At 69.4% G+C, this 16,022-nt stretch carries 20 protein-coding genes and 1 tRNA gene; 16 read left to right on the forward strand and 5 right to left on the reverse strand.

What is annotated here, in order from left to right:
• The first annotated feature begins 89 nt into the window (after positions 1-89).
• The 14 genes from MUY14_RS12215 (at position 90) to MUY14_RS12280 (ending at position 8,023) form a co-directional block, all read left to right on the forward strand.
• Positions 90-467, forward strand: a complete 378-nt coding sequence (locus MUY14_RS12215) for a YdcP family protein (protein WP_247023093.1) — start codon at positions 90-92, stop codon at positions 465-467.
• 567 nt (positions 468-1,034) lie between these two features.
• Positions 1,035-1,187 carry a hypothetical protein gene (locus tag MUY14_RS12220; protein WP_247023094.1) on the forward strand — a complete coding sequence of 51 codons (153 nt, stop codon included), beginning with the start codon at positions 1,035-1,037 and terminating at the stop codon, positions 1,185-1,187.
• A gap of 1 nt (position 1,188) precedes the next feature.
• Entirely contained in the window at positions 1,189-1,356 is a 168-nt protein-coding gene (locus MUY14_RS12225) for a hypothetical protein (protein WP_247023095.1), read from the forward strand.
• Positions 1,357-1,361: 5 nt separating this feature from the next.
• Entirely contained in the window at positions 1,362-1,625 is a 264-nt protein-coding gene (locus MUY14_RS12230) for a hypothetical protein (protein WP_247023096.1), read from the forward strand.
• Positions 1,626-1,627: 2 nt separating this feature from the next.
• Positions 1,628-1,810: a hypothetical protein gene (locus MUY14_RS12235; RefSeq protein WP_247023097.1), complete on the forward strand. Its 183-nt coding sequence runs from the start codon at positions 1,628-1,630 to the stop codon at positions 1,808-1,810.
• A gap of 98 nt (positions 1,811-1,908) precedes the next feature.
• Entirely contained in the window at positions 1,909-3,276 is a 1,368-nt protein-coding gene (locus MUY14_RS12240) for an FtsK/SpoIIIE domain-containing protein (RefSeq protein ID WP_247023098.1), read from the forward strand.
• Positions 3,276-3,623: a hypothetical protein gene (locus MUY14_RS12245; protein ID WP_247023099.1), complete on the forward strand. Its 348-nt coding sequence runs from the start codon at positions 3,276-3,278 to the stop codon at positions 3,621-3,623. The genes MUY14_RS12240 and MUY14_RS12245 overlap by 1 nt, the downstream gene beginning before the upstream one ends.
• A gap of 2 nt (positions 3,624-3,625) precedes the next feature.
• Positions 3,626-3,847, forward strand: a complete 222-nt coding sequence (locus MUY14_RS12250; RefSeq protein ID WP_247023100.1) for a hypothetical protein — start codon at positions 3,626-3,628, stop codon at positions 3,845-3,847.
• A complete protein-coding gene (locus MUY14_RS12255) occupies positions 3,844-4,257 on the forward strand; it encodes a hypothetical protein (RefSeq protein ID WP_247023101.1) in 414 nt (137 codons plus the stop codon). The genes MUY14_RS12250 and MUY14_RS12255 overlap by 4 nt, the downstream gene beginning before the upstream one ends.
• Before the next feature lie 12 nt (positions 4,258-4,269).
• A complete protein-coding gene (locus MUY14_RS12260; RefSeq protein ID WP_247023102.1) occupies positions 4,270-4,950 on the forward strand; it encodes a DUF2637 domain-containing protein in 681 nt (226 codons plus the stop codon).
• Positions 4,951-4,972: 22 nt separating this feature from the next.
• Positions 4,973-5,188, forward strand: a complete 216-nt coding sequence (locus MUY14_RS12265) for a hypothetical protein (RefSeq protein WP_247023103.1) — start codon at positions 4,973-4,975, stop codon at positions 5,186-5,188.
• Between the two features lie 111 nt (positions 5,189-5,299).
• Complete coding sequence (locus tag MUY14_RS12270) at positions 5,300-6,649, forward strand: replication initiator (protein WP_247023104.1); 1,350 nt, start codon at positions 5,300-5,302, stop codon at positions 6,647-6,649.
• Positions 6,642-6,818 carry an AlpA family transcriptional regulator gene (locus MUY14_RS12275; RefSeq protein ID WP_247023105.1) on the forward strand — a complete coding sequence of 59 codons (177 nt, stop codon included), beginning with the start codon at positions 6,642-6,644 and terminating at the stop codon, positions 6,816-6,818. The genes MUY14_RS12270 and MUY14_RS12275 overlap by 8 nt, the downstream gene beginning before the upstream one ends.
• Positions 6,819-6,832: 14 nt before the next feature.
• On the forward strand, positions 6,833-8,023 hold the full coding sequence (locus MUY14_RS12280; RefSeq protein WP_247023106.1) for a site-specific integrase: 1,191 nt from the start codon (positions 6,833-6,835) through the stop codon (positions 8,021-8,023).
• 116 nt (positions 8,024-8,139) lie between these two features.
• Here the strand turns inward: MUY14_RS12280 and MUY14_RS12285 are convergent.
• From MUY14_RS12285 to MUY14_RS12305, 5 genes are all read right to left on the reverse strand, one after another.
• Positions 8,140-8,213 (reverse strand) — tRNA-Pro (locus tag MUY14_RS12285).
• Positions 8,214-8,331: 118 nt separating this feature from the next.
• Positions 8,332-9,504: an alginate lyase family protein gene (locus MUY14_RS12290; RefSeq protein ID WP_247023107.1), complete on the reverse strand. Its 1,173-nt coding sequence runs from the start codon at positions 9,502-9,504 to the stop codon at positions 8,332-8,334.
• A 164-nt stretch (positions 9,505-9,668) separates the two neighbouring features.
• Positions 9,669-11,924 carry a glycosyl hydrolase family 18 protein gene (locus tag MUY14_RS12295; protein ID WP_247023108.1) on the reverse strand — a complete coding sequence of 752 codons (2,256 nt, stop codon included), beginning with the start codon at positions 11,922-11,924 and terminating at the stop codon, positions 9,669-9,671.
• Between the two features lie 119 nt (positions 11,925-12,043).
• Positions 12,044-12,823: an enoyl-CoA hydratase/isomerase family protein gene (locus MUY14_RS12300; RefSeq protein WP_247023109.1), complete on the reverse strand. Its 780-nt coding sequence runs from the start codon at positions 12,821-12,823 to the stop codon at positions 12,044-12,046.
• Positions 12,824-12,825: 2 nt separating this feature from the next.
• The gene (locus tag MUY14_RS12305; RefSeq protein WP_281506287.1) at positions 12,826-13,737 is read right to left on the reverse strand and encodes a PaaX family transcriptional regulator C-terminal domain-containing protein; all 912 of its coding nucleotides are present in this window, start codon (positions 13,735-13,737) and stop codon (positions 12,826-12,828) included.
• 147 nt (positions 13,738-13,884) lie between these two features.
• Between MUY14_RS12305 and MUY14_RS12310 the strand changes: the two genes are divergently transcribed.
• Positions 13,885-15,522, forward strand: coding sequence for an ABC-F family ATP-binding cassette domain-containing protein (locus tag MUY14_RS12310; RefSeq protein WP_247023110.1), 1,638 nt, complete (start codon positions 13,885-13,887; stop codon positions 15,520-15,522).
• The gene (locus tag MUY14_RS12315; protein WP_247023111.1) at positions 15,519-16,001 is read left to right on the forward strand and encodes a GNAT family N-acetyltransferase; all 483 of its coding nucleotides are present in this window, start codon (positions 15,519-15,521) and stop codon (positions 15,999-16,001) included. The genes MUY14_RS12310 and MUY14_RS12315 overlap by 4 nt, the downstream gene beginning before the upstream one ends.
• Positions 16,002-16,022 lie beyond the last annotated feature (21 nt).

The following is a 16,022-nucleotide window of genomic DNA, read 5'->3' on the forward strand; positions in this document are numbered from 1 at the left end:
TGTTTAGACCCCCTCAACGACGACTGGCAACAGCTTGCCTTAGGTGTTTAGAGGGTCTACACCGAAGGGTTCGACCAGGAGGTTTGGACATGCAGGACATCCCGTTCGTCAGCTCGGGCTACCGGTTCATGGTCACGGAGGCCCCGATCATGAAGATGCGCGAGGTCAAGGGGGAGATGGTCCCGGCGACCGACCGCGAGGGGAACCCGGCCTTCGTGGTGATGCTGTTCGCGAAGCCGCGTCAGGTGGAGGGGCGCCGGCCGGGCAAGGGCGAAGAGATCAAGGTGACGCTCGCGGCGGACCCGGGGGAGGGGTTCGAGGAGGGCTCCTACGTCGAGTTGATCGACCCGGTCCTCAACACGTGGCAGACCACCGGGGATGACGGCCGGATCTCCGGCTCGGGTCTGTGGTTCAAGGCCCTCGGTTTGAAGCCTGTCGGGGCGGGTGCTGCGCAGCGCGCCGCCTGATCTCGACCTCATGACCGGTGGGTGACCGGTTCGCGCGGCTACCTCCCCGGCTGTCGCGTCATCACCACCCTGGAGCCCTTCCCAAGTCGGTTGGCTGCCCGTTTTCGAGTCGGGCAAGGGCACTTCTTGTTCATTGACAAATACAGAGTGGGCCGATCCATGCCTAAATCCGCGCTGTTTGTGGTGGCGCGCCTCGATTCCCGGCCGGGCCAACTGTCCGGGATTCCTGGGGTTTCACCACGAAGTACACGAGTGGAGAGGAGAGGCGAATGGGTGGGATGAACGCGATTCGGGGTGGGTTGTCGTCGTATGACCCGCACGGCCCGAAGCGGGGTTAGCGATGGCTGACCACGTCTGCTCGGCAAGTTTCTGGCTTTCGCCGACACGGATTGCCACGTGCACCGTGTGCGGCGCCCAGTGGGAGATGTAGGGAGGAAAGGCAGTGTTCACGTACTTGGTGTGGCTCGTACTGGTCGGGCTGCTGTTGGTCGCGGCCCCGGTGTTCGGGGTGCTCGCGCTGGTCTCGGGGCTGGCGCTGGCGTGGAAGGCCGGACGGTGAGCCGCCCGGTGAAGGTCGGCACGGTGATCCGCATGCTGGCCGCCCGGCTGGAGCGGGAACGGGCCGCCGCGCTCACGGAACCGACCGAGGACATGGGATGGCAGGCCGGTTTCTGCGAGGGCCTGAAGCACGCGCAGCACGTGATCCGGAACGGAGACTGACATGCCGGAAATCCAGGCGATCATCACGGCCGCGAGCGACGCCTACCGCGCGTTCGTGGCCACTGAGCCGGATCGAGACATCAGGGTCGCGGTCGGGAACGCGGTGCGCTTCCTGGCGGCAGACCTCACCTCGGCGGCTGAGCTGGTCGCCGCGACACGCGAAGGGTAGAGCGGATGCAGATCGCTGCATTGAACCGGCGGGCGCAGCAGCGCTACGCCACGTTCGTGAACACCTTGGACATGGTCGCCGAAGTGCTGGCTGAAGTGGACAAGCTGATCGCGAAGTACGACGACAACGCCATGTCCGACTCCTGGACCATCGCGACCAAGGACGACCTGAAGTCGTTCCGCACCAAGGCGTTCGACGAACTCGACCGGCTCCGGCTGCTGGGCAAGAAGCACGAGGCTGAACTCATCTCCCGGGACTGGAGGTTCTGACCATGGCGCACCAGGTCGACCGGGTGGTCGATGACCTCGCCACGTCGCTCGTGCAGCTCAAGGAATCGATGCACGGGATGCCGATCAACCGCAACGGCTTCAAGGCCGCGCACGACCGGATGGGCCGCGCGATGGGAACGCTCATCACCGAGCTGACCGACGCCCGGACCGCCATCACACCCTGACCAACCCCACATGATCCGTTTCGCACGCGACCGGCCTCGCCACCTCCCACCACGGGACGCGGGGCCGGTCTCGTGCTGCACGAGAGGACCACCAACCCATGACCACCCCCAAGTCGTCCCGCAAGACCGGGACCGAATTCAAGGCACTCAAGTGGCTGCTGCGCCACCCCGGCGCCACCGTGGCCCCGACCGCCGTCCTGGGCTCCGGACTCGAGCTCGGCTGGAGCGCCACCGGCGGCATCACGGGCGCAACGGCCGGCGCCCTGCTCTGCTGGTACCGGGCGCACCCGGACACCTTCGACCACTACGCCGCCCCGCGGCTTCGGGCCTGGCGCCGCCGCTGGTCGGTCTACCTCGGGCCGCGCTTCGCCCGAGCCCTGCGGGCTTGCGACATGTACGTCACCGACCGCAAGACCGGCGAGGAGCTGTTCCCGAGGGTCACCCGGTTGCGGTCCTACTCCCCGTCGGTCGACGTCGTCACGATGGCGCTGGCGCGCGGGCAGGCTCGCCGCTCGATCGAGGAGAACCTCGAGCGGCTCGCCGACACGCTGAAGGTGCAGCGGATCGCGTTCGAGCACCCGAAGCCCGGCTACGTCGCCCTGATCATCGAACGGATGGAGCCGTTCACCGAGACCATCCCGGCCCCGGAGATGCCCGAGGAGTCCGACGCGGTCGACATCGACGACATCTACGTCGGCGAGACCGAGTACGGCACCGACTGGCGGTTGGGCTTGCGGTCGCATGTGTTCATCGCGGGAGCGACCGGCGCTGGCAAGAACTCGATCGTGTTCTCCGAGCTGCGGGCTCTGGCTCCGCTGATCCGGGACGGGCTGGTCCGGTTGTGGATCTGCGACCCGAAGCAACTGGAGTTCCGCAAGCTCGGGGATGCCGGCGTCGCCTACCGGTACGCCGACACCGAACAGGACTGCGCGGAGCTGGTGGAGGAGTACGTCGCGGACCTGCGCGCTGTACAGCAGTCGTTCGCCGGGACCGGGCGCCGCAAGATCGAGGTGTCGCGGGAAACCCCGCTCAACCTGCTGATCATCGACGAGATCGGGGCGCTGCTGGCCTATGGCGACGGGACCATTGCCCGCAACCTGCGCAAGCTGCTCGCGATCGTCGGCTCCCAGGGCCGTGCCACGGGGCACTTCATGACCGCGCTGGTGCAGGAACCCGCCAAGGACGTTGTCCCGGTCCGGGAGCTGTTCCCGACCCGGGTGTGCCTGCGGGTCACCGCCCAGTCGCACGTGGACATGGTCCTCGGTGAGGGTGCCCGGCTGCGTGGGGCGCTGGCGGACGAGATCCCGAACGTCGCGGACACCGCCGGTATCGGCTACGTGATCCGGCAGCGCACCCGCGTCCCGCAGCGCGTGCGCGCCGCCTACGTCGATGACCGCGAGATCGACGAACTGATCACGTTCATCCGCTCCGGCCGCTCGATCACCGGCCTGTCGGTGGTGGCCTGATGACCGAGATCAACTACCCGGCCGTCGTGCACGCCCCGCACTTCAAGATCCAGAAGTCCACCAACCGGGGCCTGGAGCCGCTGAGCGAGCGCCTGTACTCGTCTCGCGAGGACGCCGCGACCTGGGCGTCGGTCCTGCGGGAGCCGGGGGATCTGGTGCTCATCGGCGAGTACAGCGTCGCCTACTACGCCCGCTGCGTGGTGTGCGGCGAGTTCTCCGACGACGAGCGGATGCGCTTCGCCGACTGGACCGAACTCGGGCAGTACCTGACCCGGGAGCCCGGGTGGCGCTGGACCTGCGAACAGCTCGTGTTCTGCCCGAACCACCGACCCGATGAGGAGGACTGACCATGTGGCGTCTCGGTTTCTACGTGTGGCGAGTGTGGCTCTACGCCAAGTACGGCGCCCCGGCCGCGCTCGTGCTTTACCTGATCCACCTCGGCCAGGGCTGGTCGGTGCTGTTCTGGATCGTGGCCGCCGTGTTCGGCTGCGTCGGGCTCGGGATGGTGCTCGGGGTGACCGAGTTCCGCAACCGCGAGTTCGGCGACGTCGGGCGGGAGCGCATCCGATGAGCCGCCGCGCCGACCCCGGACAGCTCGGCCTGTTCGGCACCCCCGCCCCGACGCCGGCACCGACCACCGGCCGCGCCTGCCCTCCGGCCCGGGGACGTCGCAAGCCGCTCGGCTCACCCGGCAACCCGCTGGTGGCCAAGGACGTACTCGCGGAAGTCCGGGACGGGAAGTTCGGGCTGCTGGACGACACCGACCGCGTGATGGTGCTCGACGGTGAAGGCCACTGCCGGGCCGCTCAGGAGGACGACGTCGTGATGCACCTGGTGTCCATCGGCTACGTCGAACGCGCCCCGGCCCGGGAGACGATCTCGTGCCTGCACGGCGTCGTTCGCAAACCCGTTCTGCCGCTGCGGCTGACCCGACGTGGCCGGGACATGCTCCAGCGCTGGTCCAACCTGACTCCGTTCTGAGAGGAGAGCATCATGTCCACTGCGGACAGTACGAACCGGACTCGTCGGCTGGTGGACCTCGTCCAAACCCTGGTGGCCGTGGTCCTCGGGAGCATCGGCGCGGCGGCCGGGTTCACCCACACTCACGACTGGGCCGTCCATCATGGACAGCTTGGGTGGATCGCCTGGGCCGACGCGGTGGTGATCGAGGGCATCGTGATCGTCGCGGGGTTCGAGATCCAGCGCGACCACCGAAGCGGGGGAGCCCGCAAGCTCACGTTCCCGATGGCCGTGCTCGTGGCCGGGTTCGGGGTGCAGATGGCCGCACAGGTCGCGCTCGCCGAACCCAGCCCGGCCGGGTGGCTGGTGGCCGCGATGCCGGCACTCGGTTTCCTCGTGGTCGTCAAGCTCCTCATGCGTCGCGCTCCAGCTCCGGAAGCTCCCGCGACCCCGGTGTCCACTCCGGACCCCGAGTCGGTCACTGTGACCGCCTCCCGGACCGACGTCGTCACGCACCGGGCCCCGGCGCCGGCCGCTGTGGTCGCTCCGGCCCGGCCCCGGCTCAAGCTCCCCGCTGAGCTGACCAGCCGGATCAACACCGTGGCGGAGACCGCCCGCAGTGAAGGGCGGGAGCTGACTATCGAGGAGATCCGCCGGGTTGTGCGCGTCCCGGAACCGATGGCCGCCCAGATCCTGCATGACCTGACCGCCTGACCACACCGGAAGGGACTCACCCATGACGAAAGCGACGTCCAATCTGGACAAACTCCTCCGCCTTCAGGAGGACTTCGACACCGCGAACAAGTCGGTCATCAACGAGACCGGTGGACGCAACCGCGAGGCCCTGCTCCGCCTGTCCGAAGTGGCTGGCGAGATGGCCCGCATCCACGAAGAGGAAGCGGCGGAAATGCGTCGCGTGGCCGACGCGGCTTACGACCTGCACGCCACCTAGTAGCCGCCCCCGCCCCCGCCCCCGGCGAACCCCCTCCGGCGCGGGAGCCCGGCCATCAACCCGGCCCGGCTCCCGCGCCGTTCTCATGCCTGCCAACCGAAAGGCTCCGACATGCTGACGTTGGAAGACCGCCTCGCCGCCCGCGTGAAGGCCCTGGACTACCACGACTGGCGAGCCAAGGTCCGCGCCGTCAACGGCTGCGCCCGCCCCATCCGGCTCTCGGGGGCACACCAGCTCCAGGACGCCGCCACCGGCGTCGTCCTGCACCACCACGGTGGCGACATCTTCGCCCCGTGCGGCAACCGCCGGTCGGGGGTCTGCCCGGCCTGCTCCGACCGCTACGCCGCCGACGCCTTCCACCTCATCCGCGCCGGGCTCATCGGCGGCCACAAGGGCATCCCCGCCACGGTCGGCGACCGGCCCCGCGCGTTCGTCACCCTCACCGCCCCGTCCTTCGGCCCCGTCCACACCGCCCGCATCACGCGGAACGGGAAGCGCCGGCCGTGCGGCTGCGGGGAGTACCACCACGACGACGACACCCGCATCGGCGCCCCGCTGGACCCGGAGACCTACGACTACGTCGGCTCGGTGATCTGGCAAGCCCACGCCGGCGTCCTGTGGCAGCGCTTCACGACGCGGCTGCGTCGGGAGATCGCCAAACGTGCCGGGCTCAAGGCCCGCGAGTTCACCGAACAGGCTCGGCTCTCGTACGGCAAGGTCGCCGAATACCAGCGACGCGGGCTCGTGCACTTCCACGCCGTCGTCCGCCTCGACGGCCCCGAGGGCGCCGTGTCACCGGCTCCCCGGTGGGCGCACCCGGACCTGTTGGAAGACGCCGTGTACGCGGCTGCTGGGGCCGTCCTCGTGCGGACCGCGTACCCGGACGGGACTGAGCTGGGACTGACGTGGGGCGCTCAGGTCGACGTCCGCCGCATCGAACTGGCCGCCTCAACTGAGCTGGAAGACGACAACGGGCAGATCTCCGAAGCCCGGCTCGCCGCGTACATCGCGAAGTACGCCACGAAGGGCACTGGCAAGAGCGAAGCCGCTGACCGGCCGATCCGCTCCCAGCTCGACATCGATCACCTGAAAGTGACCGCGCACCACCGCCGCATCATCCAGACCGCCTGGGACCTCGGGGACCTGCCGGCGTTCGAGGACCTGAAGCTCCGCAGGTGGGCGCACATGCTCGCGTTCCGGGGCCACTTCCTCACCAAGTCGCTGGCGTACTCCACGACGTTCAAGGCCATCCGAGGTGACCGCCGGGCGTTCCGGCTCGCCGAGACCCTCGAACGGCTGGGGCTGGACGACTGCGTCGACTCGATCGCCGTGGTCAACGACTGGTCCTTTGGCGGCTCCGGGTACCGCGACGACGCGGAACGCGAACTCGCGGCCGGCATCGCCGAACGCATCCGAGACGACCGCAAACTCAAGTACAGCAAGGAAAACGAACATGAATGACCGTCTACTCAGCATTGAAGACCTGTCCACCTACCTCCAGGTTCCGGTGAACACGCTTTACCAGTGGCGCAAGACCGGCAAAGGCCCGGCCGGGTTTCGCGTCGGCAAGTACGTCCGCTATCGGCCGTCCGACGTCGACACCTGGATCGACGGACAGGCGGCCTGCTGATGGCTCGTGCGTGGGTGTATGACCGGCTGAAGAAGACAGCGCATCGCGAGGCCGTGACGAAGGCGAAGGCGGCCGGACGGCGACCACCGGCCCGCTGGGAGGTCCGCTACTACGACGTGACCGGCAAGCTCCGATCGGAGACGGCGCCGAACAAAGACAGGGCAGAGGCGCGCCGGACGGAGCTCGAAGACAGCCTCCGTGGTGGGTCCTATGTGGATCCGAAGTCGTCGAAGGTGACGTTCGCCGAGATGGGGGAGAAGTGGCTTGACAGCCGCCACGACCTGCGTCAGTCGACGTGGTGGAAGTACCGAGGGCTCCTCGACAACCACGTCAACGTCAAGTGGGGCGGCCGGCCACTCAATGCGATCCACCGCGAAGACGTTGCGCTGTGGGTAGCGGACCTGCTGAAGTCGAAGGACAAGGGCGGTAGCGGTCTCGGACCCTCGCAGGCTCGGCACGCCTACCGGGTGTTCTCGATGGTGCTCGACTGGTGCGTGCCGCGTCGCATCCTGGTCAACCCGGCGCGCGGGGTCAAACTGCCAGTGCGTCCGGATGCGGAGCACGTCTACCTCACCTACGAACAGGTGGAGACGCTCGCCGACGCTGCCGCCGTCCTACGCACGAAGTACGACCGGCCTACGGCGGGAGCCGAGATCAACCGCGCGCTCATCCTGCTGCTGGCCTACACCGGCCTCCGGTGGGGTGAGGCTGCCGCGCTGCGGGTCGGGCGCGTGGATCTCGCAAAGCGGCGCATCCGAGTCGTCGTGACGTTCTTCGAGGTTGGCGGTGTGCAGCACGAGGGGCCGCCCAAGACGGGGAAGAAGCGGACCGTCTCCTTCCCGGCGTCCCTCGTGCCGGTGCTGCGTCCGCTGGTGACCGGCCGGCAGGCTGACGACTTGCTGTTCACCACTGGCCGGGGTCAGTCGCTGCGGGCGAACAACTGGCGCGTCCGGGAGTTCAACGCGGCTCTCAAGGCTGCTGACCTCGGTGTCGTCGGGCTCACCCCGCACAAGCTGCGGCACACGGCAGCGTCGCTCGCCATCGCGGCCGGCGCCGACGTGAAGGTGGTTCAGCAGATGCTCGGGCACGCCGACGCGGCCATGACCCTCAACGTATACGGGCACCTGTTCCCGGACCGCCTCGATGAGGTAGCGGACGTGCTCGACGCTCGACGTACTCAAGCGCTGGCGGGTATGGCGGCGTGATGATCAGCCCCGGGGCATGTGGGCAGAATGTGGGCCGCCCCGGGGCTGAGTCGCGTCCGGAGCTACCTCGGGAATGAAAAAAGCCACGTCCACCTGCATGAACGTGGCTGATCCGGTCGGGCTGACAGGATTTGAACCTGCGACCCCTTGACCCCCAGTCAAGTGCGCTACCAAACTGCGCCACAGCCCGGACCCGCACTCGCTGAGTGCGTGAGAAGTACTCTAGCGTGCCCTTCAACCCCCTCTGCAAGCAGGGTCCCCAGTCCGCCTGACCTGCGGAAACAACTCAGGCGGACCGGACCCCAAGATCAAGCCGGGTTGCTTGCGTGGGTCAACGTCTGCCAAGCCACGAACAGGTTGTTCGACCCTGCCGGCCGCTGGCGTTCCGTCAGTGTCTGCGTGTTCGACATGGCGATGCCCAGGCGCGTGTGGAGCGCGTTGAACCCCACCTCGGTCACCGGGCCCAGCCCCAGCTTCAGGAAGCCCGAGCAAAGCCAGGAAGGCACCGCAGTTCCCAGCTGGTACTTCGACTGGAAGCCCAGCGCCTGACGCAGCCGCTCGCCGACGTCGGTTCCGTAGACGTCCTGGCCCTGGATGCGGAGCGTTTCCGCCACGTCCGCGATCGCCGCGATGCCGTAGCCCGTGTGGGTGAAGTCGCGGCAGGTCTCCTGGGTCAAGCCGTCCACGAAGGTCGACTGGCCCTGCCAGTAGCCCACGATCTGGTCGCGCGAAGACAACCCACTGCCAGGGACCGTCTTCGGCAAGGCGCCGTCCGAAGACAGGTACACGTACGCCGCCACTCGGTTGCGGTACCGGGTCACCGCCTTGTCGAAGTTCGGCTTGTCCTCCAGGAACACCGTGATGCCGACCGCGGCCTCCATCATGGACAGTTCCCAGTTGCCGTTGCTGTTGCTGCCGTTGATGATTTTGTTCAGGTACACGTTGCGCAGCATCGTTCCGAACCGGCCCGAATTCGGCCAGCTCGTGTACGTGTACTTGATGATCTCCGCCGCTCGGGGCCACGATGAGCCGGCCCAGCCCGTCTGCAACGGCGCGTTGCTGTTGGTGTGGCTCGTGATCGTCGCCGACCACGCGTCCATCAGCGCTATCGCCTTCTGCGCGTAGCGGGCGTCACCCGAGATGTACCAGATCAGGGCGTCCGTGTACGCCGCGATCGCGTCTTCGCGCTCGTCCGTGCAGCCGTAGTTCGGGTTCGAATAGGAGCCGCATTCCACGACCGCGCGGGGTTTCGGGGTTCGGGACAACGATGCGTACGGACTCGCCAATGCCTGGTCGTACGCCGCTTTCCAGGGTTGGGCGCCCGCGTTCACCTGGGTTTTGACGAAGTCCAGCTGCGGGCGGCTCACCAGCACGCCGGGGTGGGTGAACGTCGCCGGGGCCGCCGGGGCCGGGGTGGCGATCAGCCCCAGTGCCAGCGGGATCGCTGCACCCAAAGCAAAAAACAAGCGTAAGCGGGACATGGCTCTCCTCGAGACGACGGTGTCCTGGATCCCCTGCGCGCTGCGCCCAGTTTCATGGTCCAGACCATCGGGAGTCAAGGAGGTAAGAGCCTTTGTTCGCGATTTGAAGGAAAGGTTCAGCCCGCTGAACGGAAAGGCCGATTCCGTTCAGCGGGCTGAACAACCTAACCGAGTCCGGCGCTGACCGCGTTCATCAATGCGCCGGTGTCACCGGACATCTCCCACGCCATCACGCCGAGCAGGCCGCGCTGCTTCAGCCACGTCGTCTTCAGCCCGATCGACCACGCGTCGTCGAACGTCCACCACTGGCCGCCGTTGCCCGTGTAGCAGGACGTCGCCACCGCCGCCGTGTCGTGGTAGACCGTGCAGTTCGGGACGCTCGCCAGCAGGTTCGCGTAGCCGCGCGTTCCCGCCTCTTCGGCGAACTGGCCCGGGGCCGCGCCGGTCGCCGACTGCCACTCGCCGTTCTTGCCGCCCGCCGCGACGCCTTGCCAGCCCCGGCCGTAGAAGGCCAGGCCCAACGTCAGCCTTCGCGGATCGACGCCCGCGTTCGTGTACGCGTTGATCGCCGCCTCGGCGCTGAAGTGGAACGGGTACGGGTCGTCCGCGTCGGCGTACAGGTTGCCCTGGTGGCCGGTGCGGTTGGGCTCCCACGAGTTGTCGCTGCCCGAGCCGTGGAAGTCGTACCCCTGCACGTTCGCCACGTCCAGGTAGTTGAACACCTTCGAGAGGTCCCACCCGGACGCGACCTTGTTCGGGTCGGCCGGGGTGAACGCGTGCAACTGGTAGCGCTTGCCGGTCGTCGCGCCGTACGCGTCCATCTGCGTGCGGAACTCCGCCATCAGCGCGGTCAGGTTGTCCTTGTCGTTCGGGCTCCAGTGGTTGCCCGGGTGGCCGTCGGCGCTCGCCGGCCACTCCCAGTCGAGGTCGATGCCGTCGAAGATGCCGGCCGCGGTGCCCGGGCCGCCCGCGCCGCCGTAGGACGCGATGTTGCCCTTCAGCCACGTGTCGACGCACGACGAGACGAACTTCTTGCGCGACGCGTCCGTGGCCGCGACGTCGGAGAAGTACTTCGAGTACGTCCAGCCGCCCAGCGACACCAGCACCTTCAGGTTGGGGTGCTTCGCCTTGAGCTTCTTCAGCTGGTTGAAGTTTCCGCGCAACGACTCCCAGCCCGTGTCGGCCACGCCGTCCACCGACTGCGCCGCCGAGAACGGCCGCGAGTAGTCGGCCTCGGCGTCGCCGGCGCCGTCACCCTGGTTCGGGTCCTGCGGGTTCGCCGTGGTGCCCTTCGTGACGCCGGACAGGCACGTCAGGTTCACCGGGTCGATGTTCTCGAACGCGTACAGCAGGTGCGTCAGCTTCGACGCGGCACCGGACGTCTCGAGGTTCTTCACGAAGTACTGGCGCCCGTAGATGCCCCACTGCACGAAGTAGCCGACCTTCGCGTAGCCCGAGACGATGTCGCCGGTCTTCGCGGTCACCGCGGCGCTCGGCGCGGAAACGTTGTCGTAGCCGTCGCGCGCCCGCACCGTGAACGAGTACGAAGTGGACGGTGCCAGCCCGGTCACGACGGCGGACGTCGTGGTCACCGTCGTGGCCAGTACCGATCCGCGGTACACGTCGTAGCCGATCACGCCGGTGTTGTCCGTCGACGCCGTCCAGGCCAGGGAGACGCTGCCCGAGTCCGCGGCCGTCGAGCGCAGCCCGGCCGGGGCGGACGGCGCCTGCGTGTCGTCGGCGGGGCTGTTCGTCGTCACGGCCAGTGCGGCGCTCGCCGGGGACGTGTTCCCCTTGGCGTCCTTGGCCTTCACCGTGAACGAGTACGCCGTGCCCGGGGTGAGCCCGGAGATCGTCGCGCTCGTCCCGGTCACCGACGCGGCCAGGGACGCGCCCTGGTAGACGTCGTACCCGGTGACCGGCAACGATCCGGCCGCCGACGCGGTCCAGGCCAGCGCCACTGTCTTGGTCGTCTTCGTGACCAGCCTGAGCCCGCCGGGCGCACCCGGTGGCGTGTCCGGTGAACCGTCGCAGTTGGCGTTGTCGACGCGGCACTGCGCGGGTGTCGCGGCGGCGCTGAGCCGGAACGTCGGGCTGTACGGGTAGGTGGTCCGGCCCGGCGCCAGCGTCGCGATGTAGTACGCGGGGGTCAGCGTGACCTGCGTGCCGTTCTGGGTCACCGTGCCGTTCTCGCCGGTCGACGCGGTGACGCCGGCGGGCAGCGTGAAGGTGATCGCCCAGTTGCTCACCGAGGAGGTGCCGGTGTTGGCGACGGTGTAGGTGCCAGTGGTGCCGCTCATCGCCAGGGTGGCGGTCAGCGAGCCGGCCGCGGCGGCGGGTGGCGCGAGCGCCGCGGTGCCGCCGAGCGCCACCAGTAAGGCGGCGAGCGCGGAGCGTAGTCGTACGGGGGTGCGTCTCATGGCGGTTCTCCAGACGGCACGGGGGCGGGGACGACGTGGTCTAGACCACATCGAATGTAACCCGGTGCGGGGAAAACCGCGCAGGCCCGAACGGCGGCAACCGCCGTCCGAACGGCCGGTTAACGGCCCGAGAACGTCGCCTTGCCCGGCCCGTCGGCCAAGAACGACTTCACGGCGCCGCGGAGGTCCTCGGTCTCGAAGAGCTCGGCCGCGATCGACGTGATGTGCGCGTTCGCCTCGGGAACGCCGCCGGCGGAGAAGTGGTCGAGCACGCGCTTGGTCGCCGCGTGGGCCCGGGTCGGCCCGGCGGCGAGCTGCCGCGCGAACTCCCGCGCGGCCTCGTCGAAGCCCTCGTCCGGCAGGACGCGGTTGACGACGTTCCAGCGCTCCAGCGTGGCCGCGTCGTAGGTGTCGCCGGTCATGACGAACTCCTTCGCGCGGCCCACGCCCGCACGCGAAGCGAGCCGCTGGGTGCCGCCCATGGTCGGGGTCAGCCCGACGACCTTCTCGACCAGCCCGAACTTCGCCCGCGACGCGGCCAGGATGAGGTCGCACGCCACGGCGACCTCGAACGCCCAGGTCAGGCACAGGCCGTGCGCGGCGAACACGGTCGGGAACGGCAGCGCCGCGATCCGGTCCGGCACCGCGAGCATCTCGTCGAACAGCACCTTCGCCTCGGCGGGCGAGCCCTGGGCGTCGAACAGCGAGACGTCGACGCCGCCGCTGACGATCTTGCCCTCGGCCCGGATCAGCAGGGCCCGGGCGGGCGCCTCCTCCAGCGAGTCGAGCGCCGAAGCGAGCTGGGACTGCAGCGAAGCCGTGTAGAGGTTCAACGGCGGAGCGTCGACGGTCAGGACGGCGAGCCCGCCGTCACGATCGAGGCGGACCTGCTGAGTCATGTTCACCCTGCTTCTTCGGCTTCGACGATGTCGTCCCAATACTGCTGGGCCTCGGGGCGCCAGTCGACGTGTTTGTGATGGAACAGTTCCCCGGCTTTCGTCCCGCTCCACTTCGCCGGGAGGAGCTCGGCGGGCAGCTGCGGGTCGAGGAACGGGAACCGCCGCCACTCGTGGACCAGCTCGGTCTGCGCGCGCAGCACCGCCCGGCCGCCGGTCGGGTGCAGGCCGGTGAACCGGTCGATGAAGTCCTCGTAGCGGTCCTTCAGCTCGGTCAGGTCCCAGGAGCGCGAGACCATCGACTCCTGCTCGCCGACCTCGCCGTACGCCGCGGTGAACGACATCGCCTGGGCGTCGAGGCCGAGCTCGCTGACGATCTGCTGGGCCTCGCGCTGGCGGGACAGGTCCGGGCTGACCCACACGCCGGCCACCGGCGAACCGAAGCCCGCCCAGGTCAGCCGCGTGCGCAGCCGGTGCCGCAGGTCGCGCTTGGCCTCCGGGACGGACACGATCAGCATCAGCCACTGCCCGTTCCACGGCGGGCGCTCGCGGCCGAAGGCGTAGATCCGCTCGGCGCCCTCGGTCAGCAGCCTGCGCCCGGGCGGGGTCAGCGACCAGCGGACGCGGCGCCCGACGCGCTCGGAGACGACCCAGCCCTCGGCGGCCGAGCGGGCCAGCGCCTGCCGGGCGGACTTCTCCTCGATGTCGAGGATGCCGAGAACCTCGACCAGCATCGACGTCCACACGGGCTTGTCGCGGGGGAGCGCGTACTCGCCGAGCACGGTCATCAGCAGCGACCGGGCGCTGGCGTGGCTCACCTCGCGGCGCCGGCTCACCGTGGGCCGGGGCGCGGAGGGGCGGCCTTCCCTCGGTTTCGGCCTGCGGCCGAGGGTCACCGGGGGAGCGGGTTCGCCCATCTGTGTTCACCAACCTCACTGCACGGAAGACGCGACAACCGAACAGGGTACCCACACTCAGTGATCAAAGCGCCACCCGACACACACAGCCGGTGGCTTTGACCTTGATCTGACAGTCCACCACGGCCCCGTAGACTCGGCGATCTCATGAGCGCAACACTCGTCGCGAAGGACCTGGCCGCGGGCCACGGTGACCGCATCCTCTTCTCCGGCCTCGATCTCGTCGTCGCCCCGGGCGACGTCGTCGGCCTGGTCGGTGTCAACGGCGCCGGCAAGTCGACGCTGCTGCGGACCCTCGCCGGGCTCGCGAAACCGGACGGCGGCGAGATCCGGCTGAACCCGCCGTCGGCGACCGTCGGGCACCTGCCGCAGGAGCCGGAGCGGCGGGACGGCGAGTCGGTGCGGGCGTTCCTCGCGCGCCGCACCGGTGTGTCGGCGGCCCAGGCGGACCTCGACGCGGCGACCGAAGCCCTCACCGCGGGCGAAGCGGGCGCGGACGACCAGTACGCGACGGCGCTCGACCGCTGGCTCGACCTGGGCGGCGCCGACCTCGACGACCGCGCCGCCGAAGTGGCCGCCGACCTCGGTCTCGCCGTCGACCTCGACCAGCCGATGACGTCGCTCTCGGGCGGTCAGGCCGCGCGCGCCGGGCTCGCGTCGCTGCTGCTGAGCCGCTACGACATCTTCTTGCTGGACGAGCCGACCAACGACCTCGACCTGGACGGCCTGGCCCGGCTGGAGCGGTTCGTGACCGGGCTGCGGGCGGCGACCGTGCTGGTCAGCCACGACCGCGAGTTCCTGGCCAGGACCGTCGACCGCGTCGTCGAGCTGGACCTGGTGCAGCAGCAGGTCAACAGCTACGGCGGCGGCTACGAGGCCTACCTCGAGGAACGCGAGGTCGCGCGCCGGCACGCGCGTGAGGACTACGAGGAGTTCGCCGACACGAAGGCCTCGCTCGAGGCGCGCGGCCGGATGCAGCGGGCGTGGATGGAGAAGGGCGTCAAGAACGCCCGCCGGAAGCAGCCCGACAACGACAAGAACGCCCGCAAGTTCCGCGCCGAGGCCACCGAGAAGCAGGCGTCGAAGGCCCGGCAGACCGACCGGATGATCGAGCGCCTGGACGTCGTCGAGGAGCCCCGCAAGGAGTGGGAGCTGCGGATGGAGATCGCCGCGGCCCCGCGCGCGGGCGCGGTGGTCGCGACCCTGCGCGGCGCGGTCGTCCGCCGCGGCGGCTTCACCCTCGGGCCGGTCGACCTGCAGATCGACTGGGCGGACAAGGTCGCCATCACCGGCGCCAACGGCGCGGGCAAGTCGACGCTGCTGGCCGCGCTGCTCGGCCGGGTCCCGCTCGACGAGGGCAACGCCGCGCTCGGGCCGGGGGTCGTGGTCGGCGAGGTCGACCAGGCCCGGCGGCTGTTCCTCGACGACGTCCCGCTCGCCGACGCGTTCGCGCGCGAGGTCCCGGAGCTGGCCGACGCCGACGTCCGGACGCTGCTGGCGAAGTTCGGGCTCAAAGCCGCGCACGTGCTCCGGTCGGCGGCGACGCTGTCGCCGGGGGAGCGGACCCGCGCGGCGCTGGCGCTGCTGCAGGCCCGCGGGGTCAACCTGCTGGTGCTGGACGAGCCGACCAACCACCTCGACCTGGCCGCGATCGAGCAGCTCGAGTCGGCGCTCGACAAGTACCCGGGCACCCTGCTGCTGGTGACGCACGACCGCCGGATGCTGGACGCCGTGCACGTGACGCGCCGCCTGGAGGTCGACGGCGGGCGGGTCCGCGAGCGGTGAAGCTCCGCCCGGCGACCGCCGACGACGCCGACTTCCTGGCCGACGTGCTGGTGGCCGCCGTCAACTGGTCGCCGGACTGGCCGCCGAAGAGCCGTCGCCGCGTGCTCGCGGCTCCGAACACCGCCTGCTACGTCGCCGGCTGGCCGCGGGAAAGCGACCTGGGTGTCGTCGCCGAAGCGGACGGCGAGCGGGTCGGCGCCGCCTGGCTGCGCTTCTTCGCTCCCGACGCGCCGGGGTACGGGTTCGTGGCCGCCGACGTCCCCGAACTCACCGTCGGCGTGGCCGCGGAGTGGCGCGGCCGGGGCGTCGGACGCGCGTTGCTGCACGCCGTCGAGGACCACGCGAAGGAAGCGGGGATCGCGCGGATCAGCCTCAGCGTCGAACGGAAGAACTTTGCGGAGCGGCTGTACCTCGCGGCCGGCTACGAGGTCGTGGGCGCGGGGTCCGAGCAGTCCGACACCATGGTGAAGTTTCTGTGAAGAAGCGGCACTTTCACGTGA

The sequence above is a fragment of the Amycolatopsis sp. FBCC-B4732 genome, assembly GCF_023008405.1.
Taxonomy (GTDB): Bacteria; Actinomycetota; Actinomycetes; order Mycobacteriales; family Pseudonocardiaceae; genus Amycolatopsis; species Amycolatopsis pretoriensis_A.